This is a genomic window from Streptomyces sp. AMJ-169 (assembly GCF_055597585.1).
On the sequence record NZ_JBVLTJ010000005.1, the window covers coordinates 91,479 to 112,006 of the forward strand.

General features: G+C 69.9%; 23 protein-coding genes. 9 read left to right on the forward strand and 14 right to left on the reverse strand.

Going from position 1 to position 20,528, the window contains the following annotated elements:
- The 5 genes from ACYUD3_RS13710 to ACYUD3_RS13730 form a co-directional block, all read right to left on the reverse strand.
- The gene (locus tag ACYUD3_RS13710; protein WP_470969746.1) at nt 1-864 is read right to left on the reverse strand and encodes a toll/interleukin-1 receptor domain-containing protein; all 864 of its coding nucleotides are present in this window, start codon (nt 862-864) and stop codon (nt 1-3) included.
- Nucleotides 865-912: 48 nt separating this feature from the next.
- The gene (locus ACYUD3_RS13715; RefSeq protein ID WP_470968705.1) at nt 913-1,482 is read right to left on the reverse strand and encodes a hypothetical protein; all 570 of its coding nucleotides are present in this window, start codon (nt 1,480-1,482) and stop codon (nt 913-915) included.
- 653 nt (nt 1,483-2,135) lie between these two features.
- On the reverse strand, nt 2,136-2,627 hold the full coding sequence (locus ACYUD3_RS13720; RefSeq protein ID WP_470968708.1) for a GNAT family N-acetyltransferase: 492 nt from the start codon (nt 2,625-2,627) through the stop codon (nt 2,136-2,138).
- Nucleotides 2,628-2,719: 92 nt separating this feature from the next.
- Nucleotides 2,720-2,941 (reverse strand): hypothetical protein, encoded by a 222-nt coding sequence (locus ACYUD3_RS13725; protein ID WP_470968710.1) that lies wholly within the window; start codon nt 2,939-2,941, stop codon nt 2,720-2,722.
- 17 nt (nt 2,942-2,958) lie between these two features.
- Complete coding sequence (locus ACYUD3_RS13730) at nt 2,959-4,113, reverse strand: inorganic phosphate transporter (RefSeq protein ID WP_470968713.1); 1,155 nt, start codon at nt 4,111-4,113, stop codon at nt 2,959-2,961.
- Between the two features lie 94 nt (nt 4,114-4,207).
- On the opposite strand from ACYUD3_RS13730, the gene ACYUD3_RS13735 reads away from it, so the two are divergent.
- A complete protein-coding gene (locus tag ACYUD3_RS13735) occupies nt 4,208-4,609 on the forward strand; it encodes a helix-turn-helix transcriptional regulator (RefSeq protein WP_470968715.1) in 402 nt (133 codons plus the stop codon).
- A gap of 5 nt (nt 4,610-4,614) precedes the next feature.
- A complete protein-coding gene (locus tag ACYUD3_RS13740; protein ID WP_470968718.1) occupies nt 4,615-5,028 on the forward strand; it encodes a VOC family protein in 414 nt (137 codons plus the stop codon).
- A 16-nt stretch (nt 5,029-5,044) separates the two neighbouring features.
- On the opposite strand, the gene ACYUD3_RS13745 is transcribed toward ACYUD3_RS13740, so the two are convergent.
- The 3 genes from ACYUD3_RS13745 to ACYUD3_RS13755 all read right to left on the reverse strand — a co-directional run bounded on the left by ACYUD3_RS13745 (nt 5,045) and on the right by ACYUD3_RS13755 (nt 7,943).
- Nucleotides 5,045-5,371 (reverse strand): DUF952 domain-containing protein, encoded by a 327-nt coding sequence (locus ACYUD3_RS13745; protein ID WP_470968720.1) that lies wholly within the window; start codon nt 5,369-5,371, stop codon nt 5,045-5,047.
- A gap of 93 nt (nt 5,372-5,464) precedes the next feature.
- Nucleotides 5,465-6,511 (reverse strand): family 2 encapsulin nanocompartment cargo protein polyprenyl transferase, encoded by a 1,047-nt coding sequence (locus ACYUD3_RS13750; RefSeq protein ID WP_470968723.1) that lies wholly within the window; start codon nt 6,509-6,511, stop codon nt 5,465-5,467.
- Between the two features lie 28 nt (nt 6,512-6,539).
- A complete protein-coding gene (locus ACYUD3_RS13755; RefSeq protein ID WP_470968726.1) occupies nt 6,540-7,943 on the reverse strand; it encodes a family 2B encapsulin nanocompartment shell protein in 1,404 nt (467 codons plus the stop codon).
- 169 nt (nt 7,944-8,112) lie between these two features.
- On the opposite strand from ACYUD3_RS13755, the gene ACYUD3_RS13760 reads away from it, so the two are divergent.
- Nucleotides 8,113-8,997 carry a 1-aminocyclopropane-1-carboxylate deaminase/D-cysteine desulfhydrase gene (locus ACYUD3_RS13760; protein WP_470968729.1) on the forward strand — a complete coding sequence of 295 codons (885 nt, stop codon included), beginning with the start codon at nt 8,113-8,115 and terminating at the stop codon, nt 8,995-8,997.
- 40 nt (nt 8,998-9,037) lie between these two features.
- Here the strand turns inward: ACYUD3_RS13760 and ACYUD3_RS13765 are convergent, their stop codons facing one another.
- Nucleotides 9,038-10,636, reverse strand: a complete 1,599-nt coding sequence (locus ACYUD3_RS13765; RefSeq protein WP_470969748.1) for a Na+/H+ antiporter — start codon at nt 10,634-10,636, stop codon at nt 9,038-9,040.
- 73 nt (nt 10,637-10,709) lie between these two features.
- Here ACYUD3_RS13765 and ACYUD3_RS13770 point away from each other — a divergent pair, with 73 nt between their 5' ends.
- The 3 genes from ACYUD3_RS13770 to ACYUD3_RS13780 all read left to right on the forward strand — a co-directional run bounded on the left by ACYUD3_RS13770 (nt 10,710) and on the right by ACYUD3_RS13780 (nt 12,699).
- The gene (locus ACYUD3_RS13770; RefSeq protein ID WP_470968731.1) at nt 10,710-10,970 is read left to right on the forward strand and encodes a UBP-type zinc finger domain-containing protein; all 261 of its coding nucleotides are present in this window, start codon (nt 10,710-10,712) and stop codon (nt 10,968-10,970) included.
- A 266-nt stretch (nt 10,971-11,236) separates the two neighbouring features.
- Nucleotides 11,237-11,650 carry an ATP-binding protein gene (locus ACYUD3_RS13775; RefSeq protein ID WP_470968734.1) on the forward strand — a complete coding sequence of 138 codons (414 nt, stop codon included), beginning with the start codon at nt 11,237-11,239 and terminating at the stop codon, nt 11,648-11,650.
- A 17-nt stretch (nt 11,651-11,667) separates the two neighbouring features.
- Complete coding sequence (locus ACYUD3_RS13780) at nt 11,668-12,699, forward strand: RNA polymerase sigma factor SigF (protein WP_470968737.1); 1,032 nt, start codon at nt 11,668-11,670, stop codon at nt 12,697-12,699.
- A 62-nt stretch (nt 12,700-12,761) separates the two neighbouring features.
- Here ACYUD3_RS13780 and ACYUD3_RS13785 read toward each other — a convergent pair whose 3' ends face one another.
- Entirely contained in the window at nt 12,762-13,223 is a 462-nt protein-coding gene (locus ACYUD3_RS13785; protein ID WP_470968740.1) for a hypothetical protein, read from the reverse strand.
- A gap of 2 nt (nt 13,224-13,225) precedes the next feature.
- Nucleotides 13,226-13,561 carry a hypothetical protein gene (locus ACYUD3_RS13790; protein WP_470968743.1) on the reverse strand — a complete coding sequence of 112 codons (336 nt, stop codon included), beginning with the start codon at nt 13,559-13,561 and terminating at the stop codon, nt 13,226-13,228.
- A gap of 70 nt (nt 13,562-13,631) precedes the next feature.
- Between ACYUD3_RS13790 and ACYUD3_RS13795 the strand changes: the two genes are divergently transcribed.
- Nucleotides 13,632-14,600 (forward strand): diacylglycerol/lipid kinase family protein, encoded by a 969-nt coding sequence (locus tag ACYUD3_RS13795; RefSeq protein ID WP_470968746.1) that lies wholly within the window; start codon nt 13,632-13,634, stop codon nt 14,598-14,600.
- A gap of 320 nt (nt 14,601-14,920) precedes the next feature.
- Nucleotides 14,921-15,178 carry a WhiB family transcriptional regulator gene (locus tag ACYUD3_RS13800; RefSeq protein ID WP_016639615.1) on the forward strand — a complete coding sequence of 86 codons (258 nt, stop codon included), beginning with the start codon at nt 14,921-14,923 and terminating at the stop codon, nt 15,176-15,178.
- 202 nt (nt 15,179-15,380) lie between these two features.
- Here ACYUD3_RS13800 and ACYUD3_RS13805 read toward each other — a convergent pair whose 3' ends face one another.
- Together ACYUD3_RS13805 and ACYUD3_RS13810 are read right to left on the reverse strand one after the other, a co-directional pair.
- Nucleotides 15,381-16,847: a sensor histidine kinase gene (locus ACYUD3_RS13805; RefSeq protein ID WP_470969751.1), complete on the reverse strand. Its 1,467-nt coding sequence runs from the start codon at nt 16,845-16,847 to the stop codon at nt 15,381-15,383.
- 353 nt (nt 16,848-17,200) lie between these two features.
- Nucleotides 17,201-17,836 (reverse strand): TetR/AcrR family transcriptional regulator, encoded by a 636-nt coding sequence (locus tag ACYUD3_RS13810; protein ID WP_470968749.1) that lies wholly within the window; start codon nt 17,834-17,836, stop codon nt 17,201-17,203.
- A 136-nt stretch (nt 17,837-17,972) separates the two neighbouring features.
- Between ACYUD3_RS13810 and nagB the strand changes: the two genes are divergently transcribed.
- Nucleotides 17,973-18,758 (forward strand): glucosamine-6-phosphate deaminase, encoded by a 786-nt coding sequence (gene nagB, locus ACYUD3_RS13815; RefSeq protein ID WP_470969754.1) that lies wholly within the window; start codon nt 17,973-17,975, stop codon nt 18,756-18,758.
- Nucleotides 18,759-18,894: 136 nt separating this feature from the next.
- Here nagB and ACYUD3_RS13820 read toward each other — a convergent pair whose 3' ends face one another.
- Nucleotides 18,895-20,349: a glycoside hydrolase family 3 protein gene (locus ACYUD3_RS13820; protein ID WP_470968752.1), complete on the reverse strand. Its 1,455-nt coding sequence runs from the start codon at nt 20,347-20,349 to the stop codon at nt 18,895-18,897.
- Nucleotides 20,350-20,528: the final 179 nt, after the last annotated feature.

Consider the following 20,528-nt stretch of genomic DNA (forward strand, 5'->3'; position numbering starts at 1 on the left):
TTAGGGAAGGCTGCTACGCATAATCGTCTTCCCGGCTTCCCCTAACACCACTACATCCCGCCCCAAGGATTTGGCGAGTCCCTCGACGAACTCACGCGAAATCGACTGCGAGGACTCGCCTGAGCCCTGTGTGGAAATTACCACGCTATCACCCTCCCAAGAGGAACTGACGGCCTCCCAGCCGATCTTTGCGAACGACGACGCAATGAACTTCTCTTCACTGATCCGGTGAATCTCCCGAGACGGTCGCCTCGGTACCCCATCCGCCCGTAGCGAATATCGCTCGATCTCCCCCATACGGTGATCGAGCTGACGAGCAATGAGAAGGATCTCTTCCGTCATATCAGCTTCGGATCGCTGGACCGTCAAATTATTTCCATTCGGTACAGCGATACCTTTCATTTTGCTCTCGAATTCAGGCCAACTTCTCTGAAAAGCTCGCTCCACTCTTTCACGCGGGACCGTAAAACTCCTCGATGCATTGTTGATATCGAAGAGAAGCTTCTGCACATCATCCCTACTGTCTCCAATGACGGCCTGGAACTGACTAAGAGGGCTAATGAGATCGGTAATTTTCATGCCGATCAGGAATGGGACGACATAGCCCTCCTCTATCTCCTTAGAAAGAGCCCCAGCCTCAAAGTTGACCCACGTAGATCTTTGATTTTCTGGCGTTATACAGACGATCCCGAAATTTGCCTCCGAAAGCTCGTCAGTGATCTCCCGGATCCCTCGCTTCCCTGCGGAAATATCCAAGCTGGATAGCCAGGGATTGACATATTGAAGGACATCCGGCAGCCAAGCCCTCAGAGCTTCAGCAGCCTCTCTGGAACGCTCTCCGGACCAGCTCAGAAACAGCTTTATGACAGTCTCCTTCCGTTTTGGTCGGCATACTGATCAGCCGAATTCGTATCAGCTTTCTGTGCGCACCGCATTGAGCAGAAGTGCCTGTTCCGCCTTGAGTGATCCGTACGACTCGCGGACATAAGACAGGAATCTGCTACCTGGATGGCGAATCAGAGTAGATTTACTTGGGCCAGCTTCGTCCCAGTTCGCCAGAAGAGCGTCGTAGGTGGCTGCGTGCGCACAAAATTTCAGAACCACGGGCGGCATTTCTCCCCCGATGATCAGATCCCCTCGGGCGGTGATGATCTCACACATCTTCTGCGCCCTCGGGGCGAAAACCGACTCCACCCATGTGCGCCACCGCAACTCCTCCGACTGCGGAAGAGGGGAATCCGCCGGCAGCATACCGATCGGCAGAATGTAATGCCTGCGGTACTCGACCCACGCCTGCTCATTTGTCTCCGCAAGAACGAGAAGCGGTCCATATAGATCTTTCAGCTGACTGCTCACCCGGTCGATTCGAGCTTCCCTCTGATACCTTCGAATCTCTCCCTGATGATTCATCCAGTAGGCCATGACGGCAATCAGAATACTTGCACACGCCGTTACCACTGCCGCATTCATCGGAATCTCCATGGCGTCACTTCGCAGAAAATTGAAGCATGACACAAGGAGGTCAGAATATTTTGGCAGTAGAGTTCCATCGGCGTTTCAAACGAAGCCGCTCACTTTCCCGAGGTTACCAAGGGGCTCCGGATTGTCTAGAGGTAATCCTACTTAACAAGCCATATTATTTAGTAATTTTGCTGTGACAGATGAGGGTGCGGAGGAGGAAGTGAATGGCTTTACGGTCATAGCAACGTTGACAGCGGCCAGCGTGCCAGGCCATGACACGCTCGGCGGTCCAGCGATGTAGGCCTAGCCTTTGGCTGGAGTCTTTTCCTCTGCGGATGATCCGGAGCCATGTCAGGAGGGACAGACCAGTCCGAGTCCAGTCTCCAAGGCCTTAGCACCCGTGCCGTCTTCCCTCCAGGCATTGCGCCAAGCTCCAGAGGACTCACCAGGGCGGCTGGCCCTCCAGGTTTTCAGCTCGGAGTCCGACACAGGACAGGGTCAGGTTGGCGAGAGAACGGACAGTGAGCCCTGCGACCCAGCCGTGGTCAATGCTCTGGTGAAGTCGCCGTCGATCCCGATCGAAACCACCACCCCAACGCCCCAGATTACCGAGACGCATGAAGGGGCCCCGCCATCAACTCTGCCGGGCCCCTTCGCCGTTCGCGCCGGGGCATTCACCCCAGCGAGGTCTCACACCCCGCCGCCAGCCTAGCCAGCGCCTCCCCGTCGACCCGGCACACCTTCCACTGGTCCAGGATCCGCGCCCCCACCGACTCGTAGAACCCGATCGCGGGCGCGTTCCAGTCGAGCACCCACCACTCGCACCGCTCGAACCCCTCACGGACACACACCCCTGCCAACTCGGACAGCAGCGCCCTGCCATGACCGCCGCCGCGCGCGGAGGGGCGGACGTACAGGTCCTCAAGGTGCATACCCCGGACACCGGTCCACGTCGAATAGCGGTGGAACCAGAGGGCGTATCCCACCACCGCTCCCGCCGCGTCCTCCGCGATCAGCACGTATGCCGCCGGATGCGGGCCGAAAAGAGCGTCGCGGAGTTGTTCCTCGGTCACGCGGGCCTGCTCCACCGCCTTCTCGTAGTCGGCGAGTTCGCGGATCATCGCGCGGATCTCGGGGATGTCATGGGCGGTGGCGGCTCGGATCATGGCCGCATGATGCGGCGGGCGGGCCGTCACCGTCCAGTGGAAATCGGCAGGGCCGGGCCCCGAGAGACCCGGCCAGCTCCGTAAGAACGTGCTCAGTGGAACTGCGGCACGATCAGATAGATCCCGTACACCACCACCGCCGCGCACGCGAGGAAGCACACCCCCGCCTGCACCCGGCCGAGCGCCCGCGCACCCCCCTCCTCCGGCCCCCGCGCCAGCCCCAGCACCCCGAAGCTGAAGACGACGACCACCGCGACGGTCACTCCGAGGCTGACGCCGGCCACCTGGCCCAGCGCGCTCCAGTTCAAGCTCATCGTGAACTCCCTGCTGCTCAGGCGGCCGTGCCGACGTGGGCCGGCGGCTCGCTGCGGAGGCTGACCTCATGGGCGTCGTTCACGTTGCTCGCGTGAACAGGGTTACGGCGCGACAGCAGGACGATCCCGCCCGCGACCGCGACGCCGATCAGCGCGACGACGGCCGTACCGAAGTCCCCGCCGTGCGTGACCGCGCTCGCCGCGAGCCCGCCGACCAGCGCCGCCGCCGGCAGCGTGACCAGCCAGGCGACGACCATCCGTCCTGCCACCCCCCAGCGGACCTCCGCGAGCCTGCGCCCGAGCCCCGCGCCGAGGATCGAGCCCGACGCGACCTGCGTGGTGGACAGCGCGAAGCCGAGGTGCGCGGAGGTGAGGATCACCGTCGTGGACGCCGTCTCCGCCGCGAACCCCTGCGGCGACCGGATCTCGGTGAGCCCCTTGCCCATCGTCCGGATGATCCGCCAGCCCCCGATGTACGTGCCGAGCCCGATCGCGAGCCCCGCCGCCGCGATGACCCACACCGGCGGCCCCGCGTCGTGCCCGAGGGCGCCCGCCGAGATCAGGGTCAGCGTGATGACGCCCATGGTCTTCTGCGCGTCGTTCGTGCCGTGCGCGAGGGAGACCAGGGACGCGGAGGCGATCTGCCCGAACCGGAAGCCCTTCTCGACGGGCCGCTGCCGGGCCCGCGCGGTGAGCCGGTAGGCGAGGTACGTCGCCACCAGCGCCGCGACCCCGGCGACGACCGGCGAGGCGACCGCCGGGATCAGGATCTTCTCGACGACCTTGCCGAAGTGCACCCCGTGCGAGCCCGCGCCCACCCAGACCGCGCCGATCAGCCCGCCGAAGAGCGCGTGCGAGGAACTGGAGGGCAGCCCGACCAGCCAGGTCGCCAGATTCCACAGGATCGCCCCGACCAGACCGGCGAAGATCATGCCGGGCGTGACGAGCGTGTCGTCGACGATCCCCCCGGAGATCGTCCTGGCGACCTCCGTCGACAGGAAGGCGCCGACGACGTTCAGGACGCCGCTGATCAGGACGGCCGTACGGGGGCCGAGCGCGCCGGTCGCGATGGACGTGGCCATCGCGTTCGCCGTGTCGTGGAAACCGTTGGTGAAGTCGAACGCCAGCGCCGTGACGATGACGACCGCCACCAGGAACGTGATGTGGTCCATTCCTTTATGCAAACAAGGACAGGCCAACCCCGGGTTGACCCCGGGCAAAGCCTCACCCAGGAGAGTGAAGGGAAACCGTGCCATCCTGGCGGACATGGTGAGCGTCGAGGACCTGGTCCGCCTGCGGCACGCCCGCGACCGCGTGGACCGCGAGTACGCCGGCCCCCTGGACGTCCCCGCGCTCGCCGCGACCGCCCTGATGTCCCCGGGCCACTTCCAGCGCAGCTTCAAGGAGGCGTACGGCGAGACCCCGTACGCCTATCTCATGACCCGCCGCGTCGAGCGGGCCAAGGCGCTGCTGCGGCGCGGGGACCTGTCGGTGACCGAGGTCTGCATGGCCGTCGGCTGCACCTCGCTCGGCTCGTTCAGCGCCCGGTTCACCGAGCTGGTCGGCGAGACCCCGAGCGCCTACCGGGCCCGCCCGCACGAGGAGAGCGCGGCCATCCCGCCCTGCGTGGCGCGCGTCCACACCCGCCCGCGCCGCCGCCTAAGGTGACCGCCATGGATGTGAAACTCCACCAGTGCTTCCTCGCCGTGGACGACCACGACAAGGCGCTGCGCTTCTACGTCGACGTCCTCGGCCTCGAGGTCCGCGCGGACGTCTCCTACGAGGGCATGCGCTGGCTGACCGTCGGCTCCCCGCTCCAGCCGGACGTCTCCCTCGTCCTGGAACCCCCGGACGCCAGCCCCGACGCCTCTCCGGCCGACAAGGAGGCCCTGAACCGCCTCCTCGCCAAGGGCCTCCTGCGCGGCGTCATCTTCGCGACCCCCGACGTCGACGCCCTCGCCGACCGCGTCCGCGCCGCCGGCCACGACCTCCTCCAGGACCCCGCCGACCAGCCCTACGGCGTCCGCGACTGCGCCCTGCGCGATCCGGCGGGGAATCTGCTGCGGTTCATGGAGCGACCGACTTAAAGCGCTTTAAGTCGACCTAAAGCGCTTTAAATGCCTCTACATCGACGACCGCTGCCACCGGGATCGGCCCATAGACGTGCGGGAACTCCTCGGCCCCGGGCTTCGGCGCCTCCCACTCGAGCGGCACCCCCAGCAGCTCCGGATCGATGACGAGCACGACCAGATCGGCAGCCTCACCGCCATACACACGGGCAGCCGTCGCGGCCAGCTGCGCCCGCGTCGAACAGTGGATGAACCCCTCGTCCTGAAGCGTGCGCCCCCGCGTCGACCAGGTATAGGCCCCGGCCTCGCGAGCGCCCTCCCAGAGGGACCGTTCGGTGAGATGGACTATGTACGACGGCATGGCCCCACCCTAAACGGCACCCCTGAGCGGGCCCCGCACACCGTGGGGATGTGCGGGACCCGCCGTCCGGCCCCCCTTCTCAAGCGGCCCCGCTCAGCTGCTGCGCCGCGTCACGAACTCCGCCAGCGCCAGCAGCGCCCCCGCCTCCTCGGGATCCGGTACCGCGCGGGCCAGTTCGGACACCGCGCGGGCCATCCGGTCGGCCGCCTCGGCCTGCGCCCAGTCCCGCCCCCCGGCCCGCTCGACCAGCAGCGCCGTACGCTCCAGGTCCTCGCCGGCGTACGGGACGGCGTACAGATCGGCGAGTTCGGCGGCGGCCGGGTGGCCGGAGGTCAGGGCGGCCACGACCGGCAGGGACTTCTTGCGGGCGGCGAGGTCGGCGCCCGCGGGCTTGCCCGTGTGGAGGGGGTCGCCCCATATCCCGATGATGTCGTCGATCAGCTGGAAGGCGAGGCCCGCCTGGCGGCCGAAGGAGTCCAGTGCCGCGACCTCCTCGGGCCCGGCCCCCGCGTAGAGCCCGCCCAGCGCGCACGCGCACCCGATGAGGGCGCCCGTCTTGGCCTCGGCCATGCGCAGGACCTCGCCGAGACCGACCTCCCTGGGGTCACGGGACTCCAGGGCGGTGTCGGTGTGCTGCCCCTCGCACAGCTCGATGACGCAGTCGGTGAGCCGTACGGCGGCTGCCCGGGACGCGGGGTGCGGGTCCTGGGCGAGCAGCTTCAGGGCGAGCGCCTGGACGGCGTCCCCGGCGAGGATCGCGTCGGGGTCGCCGAACACGGTCCACGCGGTGGGCCGGTGGCGCCGGGTGGGGTCGCGGTCCATCACGTCGTCGTGCAGCAGCGTGAAGTTGTGGACCAGTTCGACGGCCGCCGCGGCCCGCACGGCGGACGCGCGGGCCGGGGCGCCGCCCAGGGCGCAGGCGGCGGCCAGGACGAGGGCGGGGCGCACGGCCTTGCCCGCGTTGCCGTCGGCGGGGGTGCCGTCGGCGTGTTCCCAGCCGAAGTGGTAGCGCGCGGCGCGCCGCATCCCCGGGGGCAACTGGCCGACGGCGGCCCGCAGTTCGGGGTCGACGGTGCCGCGCGCCCGGTCCAGGATGACTTCCGCGTCGTCCACGGGCGTCTCCCGTACCCAGGTCGTCAACGGGTCACCCGGGCGCCGGCCGGCCGGGTCACCACCGTCCGACCTCGACGTTCTCCAGGACGCCGAGGGCGTCGGGGACGAGCACCGCGGCCGAGTAGTAGGCGGTGACGAGGTACTTGATGATGGCCTGCTCGTTGATGCCCATGAAGCGCACGGACAGGCTCGGCTCGATCTCGTCCGGGATGCCGGACTGGCGGAGGCCAATGACGCCCTGGTCGTCCTCGCCGAGCCGCATGGCGATGATGGAGCTGGTGCGGGCCTCGGTGACCGGGATCTTGTTGCACGGGTAGATGGGCACGCCGCGCCAGGTGGGGATGCGGTTGCCGCCGACGTCGACGCTCTCGGGGACGAGTCCGCGCTTGTTGAGCTCGCGGCCGAACGCGGCGATCGCGCGCGGGTGGGCGAGGAACAGCTTGGTGGAGCGGCGCCGGCTGAGCAGTTCGTCCATGTCGTCGGGGCTGGGGACGCCGTCGTGGGGCTGGATGCGCTGGTCGTACTCGCAGTTGTGGAGGAGGCCGAACTCGCGGTTGTTGACGAGTTCGTGCTCCTGGCGTTCCTTGAGCGCCTCGACCGTGAGCCGCAGCTGCTGCTCGGTCTGGTTCATGGGCTTGTTGTAGAGGTCGGCGACGCGGGTGTGGATGCGCAGCACGGTCTGGGCGATGCTCAGCTCGTACTCGCGGGGGCGGGCGTCGTAGTCGACGAAGGTGTGCGGGATGTCCGGTTCGCCGGAGTGGCCGGCGGCCAGGTCGACGGCGCGTTCGCCGTACTTGTTGGTGGACTGCTCGGGCGCCGCGCGCAGTTCCTGGAGGTGGTCGCGCAGGGAGTCGGCGACGGCGGTGATCTGCTCGAAGTCCTGCCGGGTGAGGGTCAGGACGGTGCAGGCGGTGGCCGCGCGGGCGGTGTACTCCCAGATGGCGTCGGCGTCCAGGAGCGCCTGGTCGCCGAAGTAGGCGCCGTCGGCGAGGACGCCGAGGACCTGGTCGTCGCCGTAGGGTCCGGTGCCGACCTTCTCGACGCGGCCGTGGGCCAGCAGGTAGACGTGGTCGTTGGGGCTGCCGAAGGAGGCGATGACCTCTCCGGCGGCGATCTCGCGCTGGCGGGCCCGCGAGGCGAGCGCCGTGAGGGCCTCCTCGTCCTCATAGCCGCGCAGTGCGGGCAGTTCGCCGAGTTCGGCGGGGATCACCTCGACCCGGTCTCCGGTCTTGACGAACGTGATGCGGCCGTCGCCGACCGTGTAGGTCAGCCGCCGGTTCACCCGGTACGTGCCGCCCTGGACGTCGACCCACGGCAGGGTGCGCAGCAGCCAGCGGGAGCTGATCTCCTGCATCTGGGGCACGGACTTGGTGGTCGTGGCCAGGTTCCGCGCGGCGGCCGTACCAAGGCTCTGCTGCGGCCGACTGTCCTCGGAGCGGACCTCTTCGCCTACCGACATAAGGAATTGCCCTCCCAGTCATGCCCGGCGCACTCGCCCCGGGCACTGATCTCGGGGGCAAGCTTCACCCACAGAACCGGCCATGGGTATTACCCGAAAGAGCGGGAATGGATCATCGTATTGATGGGAACAGTGACGTTTCGCCGAACGATGTTCGACAATGGGATCCGTGACCGCCGAGCAGCTCCAGGCCCGCCTCCCGTCGCCCCTCCAGGAGGCCGCCGACCCCCGTCTCGCCCGCCGCGGGGTACGCCTGCTGCTCAAGCGCGACGACCTTCTGCACCCCGATCTCATCGGCAACAAGTGGCGCAAACTTCACCCCAACCTCCAGGCGGCGCAAGGGCGTTCACTGGTCACGTTCGGCGGCGCCTACTCCAGCCACCTGCGCGCGACGGCCGCGGCGGGCCGGCTGCTGGGCCTGGAGACGGTCGGCGTGGTCCGCGGCGACGAACTGGCCGCCCGCCCCCTGAACCCCTCCCTGGCCCGCTGCGCGGCCGACGGCATGCGCCTGCACTTCACCGACCGCGCGACCTACCGCCGCAAGTCCGACCCGAACACGTTGTCGGCCCTGCTGCGCGCGGCCGACGCGGAGGACGCGTACGTCGTCCCCGAGGGCGGCAGCAACGCGGCGGCGGTACGCGGCTGCCGGGCCCTGGGTGAGGAGCTGGCCGGCGCCGACGTGACCGCGATCGCGTGCGGCACCGGCGGCACCCTGGCCGGCCTCTCGGCGGGCCTCGCCCCGGGACAGCGGGCGCTGGGCGTCCCTGTCCTCAAGGGCGATTTCCTGGAGCGCGACATACGGTCGCTCCAGCGAACGGCGTTCGGGAAGGTGTACGGGAACTGGGCGCTGGACGGGCGGTTCCACTTCGGCGGGTACGCCCGTACGACCCCTGAACTGGAGGCGTTCGCGCGGGACTTCGAGGAGCGGCACGGGCTCGGGGTGGAGCGGCTGTATGTGGCGAAGTTGCTGTACGCGGTGGTGAAGCTGACGGAGGAGGGAGCGTTCCCCGAGGGGACGACGATCGCCGCCGTGATCACGGGTGCACCTTTCTGACCGGGAAGCGCCCCCTAGGTCGTCGCTGACCGTTTCTGTCTTATTCGGCCTCCCTATAGGCAGCCGCTTCCTCCAGATCCAGTCGCCGCAGGAGCGTCCGCAGCATCTCGTCGTCGATGTACCGCCCGTCCCGCAGCCGCACGAACATCTCCCGCTCGGCGCTGATCATGTCCCTGGACAGCCGCCGGTAGGTGTCGTCGACGGACTCCCCGGTGACCGGGTTGGTCTGGCCCAGGCGCTCCCAGACGGCGTTGCGGCGGCGTTCCAGGACCGAGCGGAGGCGGTCGGCGAGCGGGGGCGGGAGGGCGTTGCGCTCGTCCTCCAGGAGCGTGTCGAGGCGTTCCTCGGCGACCCGGGACGCCTGCGCCTGCGCGTTGGCCTCGGCGAGGGTGGCGGCCGAGGCGTCCGCGGCGGGGAACTTCAGCAGCCGGATCAGCGGCGGCAGCGTGAGCCCCTGGAGGACGAGGGTCCCGATGACGGTCGTGAAGGTCAAGAACAGCACCAGGTCGCGCTGCGGGAAGGGCTCGTCGCTGTGGTGCAGGGTGAGCGGCACGGAGAAGGCGATGGCGAGCGAGACGACGCCCCGCATGCCGGCCCAGCCGATGACGACAGGCCCCCGCCAGGTCGGGTCCTCCTCGCGCTCCCTGATCCGGGCCGACAGCGCTCTGGGCAGGAAGGTCGCCGGGAACACCCACAGGAAGCGGGCGGCGACGACCAGGAGGAAGACGGCGACGGCGTACCAGGCGGCGTCGACGGCGTCGTAGGCGCGAAGTCCCTTGAGGACGACGGGCAGTTGGAGGCCGATGAGGGCGAAGACGGCGGATTCGAGGACGAAGGCGACCATCTTCCAGACGGCCTCCTCCTGGAGGCGGGTGGCGAAGTCGACCTCCCACGCGCGGTGGCCGAGGTACAGGGCGACGACCACGACCGCGATGACCCCGGAGGCGTGGAACTGCTCGGCGACCGAGTAGGCGACGAAGGGGATCAGCAGGGAGAGCGTGTTCTGGAGGAGGGGTTCCTTCAGGCGGGTGCGCAGCCAGTGCAGGGGGGCCATGAGGACCAGGCCGACGGCCGTGCCGCCGACCGCCGCCAGCAGGAACTCGCCGACCCCGCCCGCCCAGGAGGCGCCCTCGCCGACGGCCGCGGCGACGGCGACCTTGTAGGCGGTGATCGCGGTGGCGTCGTTCAGGAGGGACTCGCCCTGGAGGATCGTCGTGATCCGGGAGGGCAGCCCGACCTTGCGGGCGACGGCCGTGGCGGCGACGGCGTCCGGCGGGGCGACGACCGCCCCGAGGACGAGCGCGGCGGTCAGCGGCATGTCCGGGACCAGTTCGTAGACGGCCCAGCCGACCGCGAAGGTCGCGAAGAGGACGTACCCGACCGACAGCATCGCCACGGGCCGCAGCTGGGCGCGCAGGTCCAGATACGAGCTGTCGGTGGCGGAGGTGTACAGCAGCGGGGGCAGCAGCAGCGGCAGGACGACCTCGGGCTGGAGGGCGTAGTCCGGGACCCCGGGCACATAGCTGACCACCAGGCCGACGGCGACCAGCAGCAGGGGCGCCGGCACCGGCGTGCGCCGGGCGCCCGCGGCGATCGCGGCGCTGCCCGCCACCAGCAACAGCAGCGGCATCACATCCATGTCCGGCCCACCCTCGTCCTCGCTCACAGGTTTTCCACGCGGTCGCCGTCGCGGCCGTCGTAACCTGGCAATCATGAAACAGTGCACGCACGCCGACGCGCTGCCGCACCCGGACCCCGCCCCGCTGAGCGAGACGTGTCCGGAGTGCCTGCGGGACGGCACCCACCCGGTGCAGCTGCGGCTGTGTCTGACGTGCGGCCATGTCGGCTGCTGCGACACCTCCCCAGGACGGCACGCGACGAGGCACCATGAGATGTCGGGCCATCCGGTGATGCGGACGTTCGAGCCCGGCGAGGACTGGCGCTGGTGTTTCGTCGATCATGTGCTCGTGTGACCACGCCTGAGTGATCAGGACCGGGTACGGTTCGACCGTCTGACGCCGGGGTACGTCAACCCGGCGCGCGCTCTTCCGATTTGGGCCCGCAGACCCCCTAGACACGGAGCGTGTCCGGAGCTTTACTGTGAGTGACAGCATGGGGGTCGGGGTCCTGGGACAGGACGCGGATGACCGCGATAGCGTCACCGCTGTATCACGCGTCGCGTTTACTTCCGGGGGGCGACCCTCGGCCCCGTAAAGCTTGTACCACCTTGGAGGTGAGGGTGTCCCAGATCGCAGGCGAGCCCATGTCCCAGGACTTCGTGGAAGTCCGGCTGCCGGCCGCGGGTGCCTACCTGTCGGTGCTGCGTACGGCCACAGCCGGTCTCGCGGCCCGTTTGGACTTCACCCTGGACGAGATCGAGGACCTGCGCATCGCGGTGGACGAGGCGTGCGCGATCCTGCTCCAGCAGGCCGTCGCCGGTTCGGTGCTGACATGCGTGTTCCGGCTCGTGGACGACTCGCTGGAGGTGACCGTCTCGGCGCCGACGACGGACGGGCACGCGCCCTCGCGGGACACGTTCGCGTGGACCGTGCTGTCCGCGCTCGCGGGCAAGGTGTCGTCCGCCGTCGACGACGACAAGACCGTCTCGATCAGCCTGTACAAACAACGCGGCGCGGGCCCCGGTCCGGCGTGAGGGACGGGGACGGGCCAGTGCGAGGCGATGAGCGCGGCGCGCGGCTGCCGGCGGCGGAGGAGCTCTCCGCGGACGGCGGCCGGCATCTGCCGGACGGCATCGACGGCATCCCCGAGCAGGCCCGGCCGCATCCGGAGGACGACTCCCCGGGAGCCGCCCTCCAAGGCGACGGGCAGGGCCGGGGCGGTGCGACAGCGAGGCGTAGGGCAACGGGCGAGGCGATGAGCGAGCACGAGCGAGACGACCACCAGGGCGCGGTGAGCACCCAGGGCACCCAGCACGAACCTCGCGACCAGACGGACCGCAGCGAGGCGCGGGCGCTGTTCGTCGAGCTGCGCAAGCTCCCGGACGGCAGTCCCGAGTACGCGGAGCTGCGCAACAAGCTGGTGCGGATGCATCTGCCGCTCGTGGAGCACCTCGCCCGCCGCTTCCGCAACCGGGGCGAGCCGCTGGACGACCTGACCCAGGTCGCCACCATCGGCCTCATCAAGTCGGTGGACCGCTTCGACCCCGAGCGCGGCGTCGAGTTCTCGACCTACGCCACCCCCACGGTGGTCGGCGAGATCAAGCGCCATTTCCGCGACAAGGGCTGGGCGGTCCGGGTGCCGCGCCGCCTCCAGGAGCTGCGCCTGTCGCTCACCACGGCGACGGCGGAACTCTCCCAGCAGCACGGCCGCTCCCCCACCGTCCACGAGCTGGCGGAGAAACTCGCCATCTCGGAGGAGGAGGTCCTGGAGGGCCTGGAGTCGGCCAACGCGTACTCGACGCTCTCCCTGGACGTCCCCGACACGGACGACGAGTCCCCGGCGGTCGCCGACACCCTCGGCGCCGAGGACGAGGCGCTGGAGGGCGTGGAGTACAGAGAGTCCCTGAAGCCGCTGCTGGAGGACCTCCCGCCGCGCGAGAAGCGCATCCTCCTGCTGCGCTTCTTCGGCAACATGACCCAGTCGCAGATCGCGCAGGAGGTCGGCATCTCCCAGATGCACGTCTCGCGTCTGCTGGCCCGCACCCTCGCCCAGCTGCGGGAGAAGCTGCTGGTGGAGGAGTAAGAGGTGCGACGACCGACTCGCCGGGGCGCGCTCGGACCGGAGCGCACCCGGCGGCGGCGTTTTTAGGACTGCTCCCCGTCGCCCCGCGACCCGGGCGTCCGGATCCCCAGCGCCTTCGTGGTCTCCCCGTTGACCAGCAGGACCAGCGAGACGACGGCGACGACGCCCAGGGCGATGCCGGCCGGGATGGCGACGCTGTCGGCCTGGAGCAGGTTGTAGGCGACCGGCAGCGCCATGATCTGCGTGACGATCGCGGGCCCCCGGCTCCAGCCGCGCCGGCCCAGCAGCCCCCGCGCGGCGATCAGCGGCAGCAGCGCGAGCACGACGAGGGTGACCCCGCCGGTGACGGCCCCCTGCCGGTCCCCCGCGTCCCCGCCGATCCCGGTGACGAGCATCCACGCCCCGCCCACGAGAAGCGCGGCCCCTTCCACCCCGGCCAGCGCGGCGGCGTACGTCAGCCGCCGCGGCCGGGGTCCAGCACTCTCGGCCGCCGCCGCTCCACCAGGGGTCTGCTCACTGCTCACCCCTAGAGCGTATCGGCCACCGCGGAGCCGCCCACGGCAGCACCGGGGAGCCATCGGTGAGACGCCCGCAGCAGCACCGGAGCAGCGCCCGCGGCAACACCGGCCAGCCACCGGAGCGGCGCCCGCAGCAACGCCGGCGAGCCACCGGAGAAGCCCCCACCACACCCCCCGTACACCCCCTCGGCGGGCGTGCGGAAGCGCGCGGCGCGTTCACCGGCCGCCACCCCGGCCCCCGCACCCCGCCGAGCCCCCACCACGCCCCCGGCCCCCCTCCGCACCTCCCGCACCCCCGGCACCACCCCCCTGCCCCCTCCCGCCCCCTCCGTGTCGAGGGTCACGGCGTGATCTCCCACCCCTTCCCCGGGCTCGGCCTGTGCCGGGTACCCCCAGGTAGGTACGCTGCAATCCATGCGTGCACTTCTTGTGGTCAACCCGGCGGCGACGACGACGAGTGCGCGCACCCGAGACGTGCTGATCCACGCACTGGCCAGCGAGATGAAGCTGGAGGCGGTGACGACGGAGTACCGGGGGCACGCCCGGGACCTCGGACGGCAGGCCGCGCAGAGCAGCGACATCGACCTGGTGGTGGCGCTCGGCGGGGACGGGACGATCAACGAGGTCGTCAACGGGCTGCTGCACGACGGGCCCGACCCGGACCGGATCCCGCTGCTGGCGGTCGTGCCCGGCGGGTCCACGAACGTCTTCGCGCGCGCCCTGGGACTGCCGAACGACCCCGTCGAGGCCACCGGCGCCCTCCTGGACGCGCTGCGCAAGGGCACCGAGCGGACCGTGGGCCTCGGGCTCGCGGCCGGCACCCCGGGCACCGAGGACGAGGCGGTGCCCTCACGGTGGTTCACGTTCAACGCGGGACTCGGTTTTGACGCCGGTGTCGTAGGGAGAGTCGAGCAACACCGGGAACGTGGACGGAAATCCACACATGCTCTTTACGTACAACAGGCGTTCCGTCAGTTTTTCGGAGATCCGCATCGGCGGCACGGAACGATCACTCTGGAACAGCCCGGCGAAGAACCCGTGACCGATTTGGTGCTGTCCATAGTCTGCAACACCTCTCCATGGACCTATCTGGGCAATCGCCCGGTGTACGCGTCGCCTAAGGCCTCGTTCGATACCGGCCTCGACGTGCTCGGACTCAGCCGGCTCTCGACCCCCGCGCTTGCCCGGTATGCGACCCAGTTGCTCCTTTCGTCCCCCGACAAAGGCCCCCAGGGCAGGCACGCGCTGTCGCTCCATGATCTCGACGGGTTCACCTTGCATTCGAAGGTGCCGCTGCCGCTCCAGATGGACGGAGACCACCTCGGACTGCGGACCAGCGTGACGTTCACAGGCGTACGCCGTGCACTGCGTGTGATTGTGTGAGCAGAAAAGGCTGAAGTCCTTTCACTCGAACGTTTAGGCCAGCATCCACCCCATGGAAGTACGGCTGTGACCTAGTCGACACCGAGGAATCAAAAAAAACTTTCCAGAAGGGGTTGTATCCGCCGCTGAGGTTTGCGAGTCTCTACGTGGCGATCGGGACAGCCCGCAACACCGGCATCCACTGATCACCGGAACCCCTCTTCAAACACCAGGACCTCGCCAGCGACAACTGGCTGGCGGCCCTTCCCTTGTTGAGGGATTCGTGAAAGCGTTCACATTCACAAGCAACAGGCACGTAACACCAAGGAGAGGTAGCAGCCATGGACTGGCGTCACAACGCCGTTTGCCGCGAGGAAGACCCCGAGCTCTTCTTCCCCATCGGCAACACCGGTCCTGCGCTGCTGCAGATCGAGGAAGCCAAGGCCGTCTGCCGACGCTGCCCGGTGATGGAGCAGTGTCTTCAGTGGGCGCTCGAGTCCGGCCAGGACTCCGGCGTCTGGGGTGGTCTCAGCGAGGACGAGCGTCGTGCCATGAAGCGCCGCGCCGCCCGCAACCGGGCCCGTCAGGCCTCCGCCTGACCCGTCCGCCCCGCAGCCAGCCAGAGGTAGGCGGCGCGTACAGCGGGTACGCAACTCCCGCCTCCCCGAGCCGCAGCGCGCAGTACCCCCGAATGCGCTCAGTACAGCTTGCACCGCATGCACGAGTACAGCAGCAGGGAGCACTAGCCCTGGACCACCTGGTCCGGGGCTCTTTGCTGTGCCCGGCGCTCCGACCGCCCGGCTACTTCTGCGCCCGCACCGGAACGTCGAGGATCACCTGAGTCCCCCCCTCCGGCCCGGCCACCATGTCGAACGCTCCCCCCAACTCCCCTTCCACCAGCGTCCGTACGATCTGCAAGCCAAGGTTGCCGGAGGTGTGCGGGTCGAACCCCTCGGGCAGTCCGACGCCGTCGTCCTGGACGGTGACGAGCAGCCGCCCCTCCTTCGTCGTCCCGCCGCGCACCGCCGTCACCTCGACCGTCCCCGACTCCCCCTCGCGGAAGCCGTGTTCGAGGGCGTTCTGGAGGATCTCGGTGAGGACCATGGACAGCGGGGTGGCGACCTCGGCGTCGAGGATGCCGAAGCGTCCGGTGCGCCGGGCGGTCACCTTGCCCGGGGAGATCTCGGCGACCATCGCGAGGACGCGGTCGGCGATCTCGTCGAACTCCACCCGCTCGTCCAGGTTCTGGGACAGCGTCTCGTGGACGATGGCGATCGACCCCACCCGCCGCACGGCCTCCTCCAGCGCCTCGCGCCCCCGCTCGGACTCGATCCGCCGGGCCTGGAGCCGCAACAGGGCGGCCACCGTCTGGAGGTTGTTCTTCACCCGGTGGTGGATCTCCCGGATGGTCGCGTCCTTGGTGATCAACTCCCGCTCGCGGCGGCGCAGTTCGGTGACGTCCCGGAGCAGGACGAGCGAACCGATGCGGGTGCCCTTGGGCTTGAGGGGGATCGCGCGGAACTGGATCACCCCGTCGTTGGCCTCGATCTCGAACTCGCGCGGCGCCCAGCCGCTGGCGACCTTGGCCAGCGCCTCGTCCACCGGCCCCCGGGTGGGCGCGAGTTCGGCCGTCGTCAGCCCCAGGTTGTGCCCGACGAGGTCGGAGGCGAGGCCCATCCGGTGGTAGGCGGAGAGGGCGTTGGGGGAGGCGTACTGGACGATGCCGTCGGCGTCGAGGCGGATCAGCCCGTCGCCGACGCGCGGGGCGGCGTCCATGTCCATCTGCTGCCCGGCGAACGGGAACGCGCCCGCCGCGATCATCTGCGCGAGGTCCGACGCGCTTTGCAGGTACGTGAGTTCGAGCCGGCTCGGGGTGCGTACGGTCAGCAGGTTGGTGTTGCGGGCGATGACCCCGAGGACGCGGCCCTCACGGCGGACGGGGATCGACTCGACCCGTACGGGGACCTCCTCGCGCCACTCCGGGTCGCCCTCGCGGACGATGCGGCCCTCGTCGAGCGCGACGTCGAGCAGCGGGCGCCGGCCGCGCGGAACCAGGTGGCCGACCATGTCGTCCTGGTAGGAGGTGGGCCCGGTGTTGGGGCGCATCTGCGCCACCGAGACGTATCGCGTGCCGTCGCTCGTCGGGACCCACAGGACCAGGTCGGCGAAGGACAGGTCGGAGAGCAGCTGCCACTCCGACACCAGCAGGTGCAGCCACTCCAGGTCGGAGTCGCCGAGGGCGGTGTGCTGGCGGACCAGTTCGTTCATGGAGGGCACGGAAGCGAGCGTACCCGCCGGTTTGTGGCTGGCCGAAACCCGACGCCCGGATGCCGTCATCGGAGCGCCCCCGGGTCGGTCGAAAGGGCCCTGGAACACCCGCGGGCCGCGGCGCCTGGAGGGACCCTCAACCCTCGCGGCACCGCAGCCCGGAGCAATCCCGGCCGCGGGGTGTGCGGTCCCGATCGGCCGAAAGGTGAGGAGCCGGGGCAGTCAGGGCAGAGAGCACCGGTTCCTCGGTCCGCCCTCCTGTGCGGGGAAGACGGAAGTACACGTGGAGATGAAGGTCTGTGCGCCGCACGGCGAACGCCGTAAGAAGGACGCCCTGGCATCTTTGACGCAGCCTAACCTGTATGGGTTGCCCTGGGGGGCCAGATGGTCATGGCAATTTCCGCGACGCGGGAGAGTTCCTCGCGGCCCGCCCCGTCCCGCGCCTGCTGCGACATCCCCTGGAACACGGCGGCGGCGAGCCGGGCGAGCGCGGCCGGATCGGTGCCCGCCGGGAGCAGCCCGCCCTCGACGTCCGTACGGATGCGGCGCTCGATCGTGGCGATGGTCGCCTCCCTGCGCCCCTTCAGCCGCTCGCCCACCTCCGGGGTGGTGCAGTTGGTGGCGGCGTGGACGAAGAGGCAGCCGTGCGGCAGCCCCGGCGCGGTGAACTCCCGCGCCGCCTCGCGCAGCATCCGGGCGACGGCGTCCCGCGCGGTCGGCTCCTCGGCGAGCGCCCGCCCCGCGAACGCGCCGTACGTCCCGCCGTAGACCTGGACCGCCTCCTCGAAGAGGGTCCGCTTGTCGCCGAAGGCCGCGTACAGGCTGGGGGCGCCGATGCCCATGAGGCGGGTGAGGTCGGAGACCGACGTCGCCTCGTAGCCGTGCTCCCAGAACGCCATCAGCGCCTTCTCCAGCGCCGCCTCGCGGTCGAAGGAACGGGGCCTGCCCCGGGGTCTGGCCTGAGGTTCCACGGTCTGCTCCAGTGCCATGACGGCTATTCCCTAGCGAATGTTAAACAAACGGACAGGGGCCGGACACCCCTGGGCCGGAACGCATCGGCTAGATTAGAGTGGTCTAAACCACATGTCATCCTCACACCTCAGCGGACCGGAACGGCAGGCCAGCGTGGAAATTGTCATCGTCCCGGACGCCGCTGCGGGCGGCGCGCTCATCGCCGACGCGATGGTCCGGCTGCTGCGCGGCAAGCCGGACGCGCTGCTGGGGGTGGCCACGGGGTCCACGCCGCTGCCGGTCTACCAGGCGCTCGCCGCCCGGGTGCGCGCCGGTGACGCCGATGTCTCGCGGGCGCGGGTCGCGCAGCTCGACGAGTACGTGGGGCTGCCGGCCGGGCATCCCGAGTCGTACCGGTCCGTGCTGCGGCGCGAGGTGCTCGAGCCGCTGGGGATCGGGGCGGACGCGTTCCTCGGGCCCGACGGGTCCTCCGGCGACATACCGGGGGCCTGCGCCGCGTACGAGCGGGTGCTCGCCGCCGCCGGCGGGGTGGACCTCCAGCTCCTCGGGATCGGCACCGACGGGCACATCGGCTTCAACGAACCCTGCTCGTCGCTCGTCTCGCGGACCCGGATCAAGACGCTGACCGAGCAGACGCGGATCGACAACGCGCGGTTCTTCGACGGGGACATCGAGCAGGTCCCGCACCACGTCATCACGCAGGGGATCGGGACGATCCTGGAGGCGCGGCATCTGGTGCTGCTCGCCACCGGGGAGGGCAAGGCGGACGCCGTCGCGGCGACGGTGGAGGGCCCGGTCGCCGCGGTGTGCCCCGCGTCGGCGCTGCAACTGCACCCGCACGCGACGGTGGTGGTGGACGAGCCGGCGGCGGCCAAGCTGAAGCTGGCGGACTACTTCCGGCACACGTTCGTCAACAAGCCGGGGTGGCAGGGGATTTAGCGGTTCGGGGTGGTGGGAACTGTCCGGCTTCGGGCTGTCCCGCCGCGGGGGCTGGTCGCGCGGTTCCCCGCGCCCCTTAAAGGCGGCTGCCGCCGCCTCATCACCTCGGCCCCCGCAGTTCCGAAGAGCGCCCCCCTCAGAAACCCATCAGCACCTCCGCCGCCGCCCGCCCGCACACCCTCGCCGCCCCGTGCGTCGCCACATGCACCGCCCCCCTCGGCCTCGCCTGCGGCAACCCCATCTCCACCACCACCGTGTCCGGGCGGGCCGCCAGCAGTACGTCGAGCGCCGCGCCCATCCACGCGTGCCGGTGCTCGTCCCGTACCACCGCCACGATCCGGCGCTCCCCCGCCGCCGCCAGTGCCCGCGCCCCGGCGTCGGCCCCCGTGAAGCTCCCCGTCTCCGTCCCCGGCAGCAGCCGCGCCAGCTCCGCCGCCACCCCCCACGGCGTCCCCTCCCCCACCGCGATGTTCGCGACCGGGGTGAACGCCGCCACGTACGGCGCCGCCTCCAGCCGTCCGTACGTCCCCGGCGTCACCCGCAGCGCCCGGCGGGCGGCCTCCAGGCCGACCGAGTCGTTCTCCTCGCCCAACTCCCCGGTGAAACCCTTCGCCCACTCCCCCAACTCCCTTACCCTGCGCGCCGCGTCCGCCAGGCGCCCCTCCTCCAGCTCCCCCTCCCGCACCGCCGTCACCAGCGCGTCCCGCAGCCGCAGGACCGTCCCCTCGTCCGCGAGCCCGCCGCCCACACAGATCGCGTCCGCCCCCGCGGCGATCGCCAGGACCGCGCCCCGTTCGACGCCGTACTTGTCGGCCACCGCCCGCATCTCCATGCCGTCGGTGACGATCAGGCCCGCGTAGCCGAGTTCGCCGCGCAGGAGGTCCGTCAGGATGCGCGGGGAGAGGGTCGCGGGGCGGGACTCGTCGAGGGTCGTCAGGATGTGGGCGGTCATGATCGCGCGGGTGCCGGATGCGATCGCCGCGCGGAACGGCGGGAGGTCTCTTTCCGCCAGCAACTTCTCGTCGGCGTCGATCCGGGGCAGCGCGAGGTGGGAGTCGACCGCCGTGTCCCCGTGGCCCGGGAAGTGCTTCGTGCACGCCGCCACCCCGGCCGACTGCAAGCCCTTCACGTACGCGGCGGTGTGCCGGGAGACCAGCTCGGGGTCGGCGCCGAAGGAGCGGACGCCGATGACGGGGTTGGCGGGGTCGGCGTTGACGTCGGCGGAGGGCGCCCAGTCGAGGTTGACACCGCAGGCGGCGAGCCGGCGGCCGAGTTCACGGGCGACCGCGCGGGTGAGGTGGACGTCGTCGACCGCGCCGAGCGCGTGATTGCCGGGGAACGAGGAACCCGTACGGGCCTCCAGGCGGGTGACGTCGCCGCCCTCCTCGTCGACGGCGACCAGGACGTCGGGGCGGACCGCGCGCAACCGGGCGGTGAGGGCGGCGAGTTGGGCCGCTCCGGTGATGTTGCGGGCGAAGAGGCCGACGGCGGCGAGGCCCTCGTCCAGGCGGCGCAGGAGCCAGTCGGGGGGTGACGTACCGGTGAAGCCGGGCTGGAGGACGGTGAGGGCGTCGTGCGCCGGGTTCGTCATCGGGGGGCGTCCCTTCCGCGGGTGGTGTAGACCAGCAGGCGGGAGCTTGGAGCAGACCAGGGGGGCTGTCAAGGGCGGGCCGGGAGTTTTCGTTCCCCTGGGGAAACCCAGGCGGTCGTACGGGCATCCGCGATCGCGATCCCGTGTCACGATGTGAAACTGCGGCCGGCGGGAGGGTC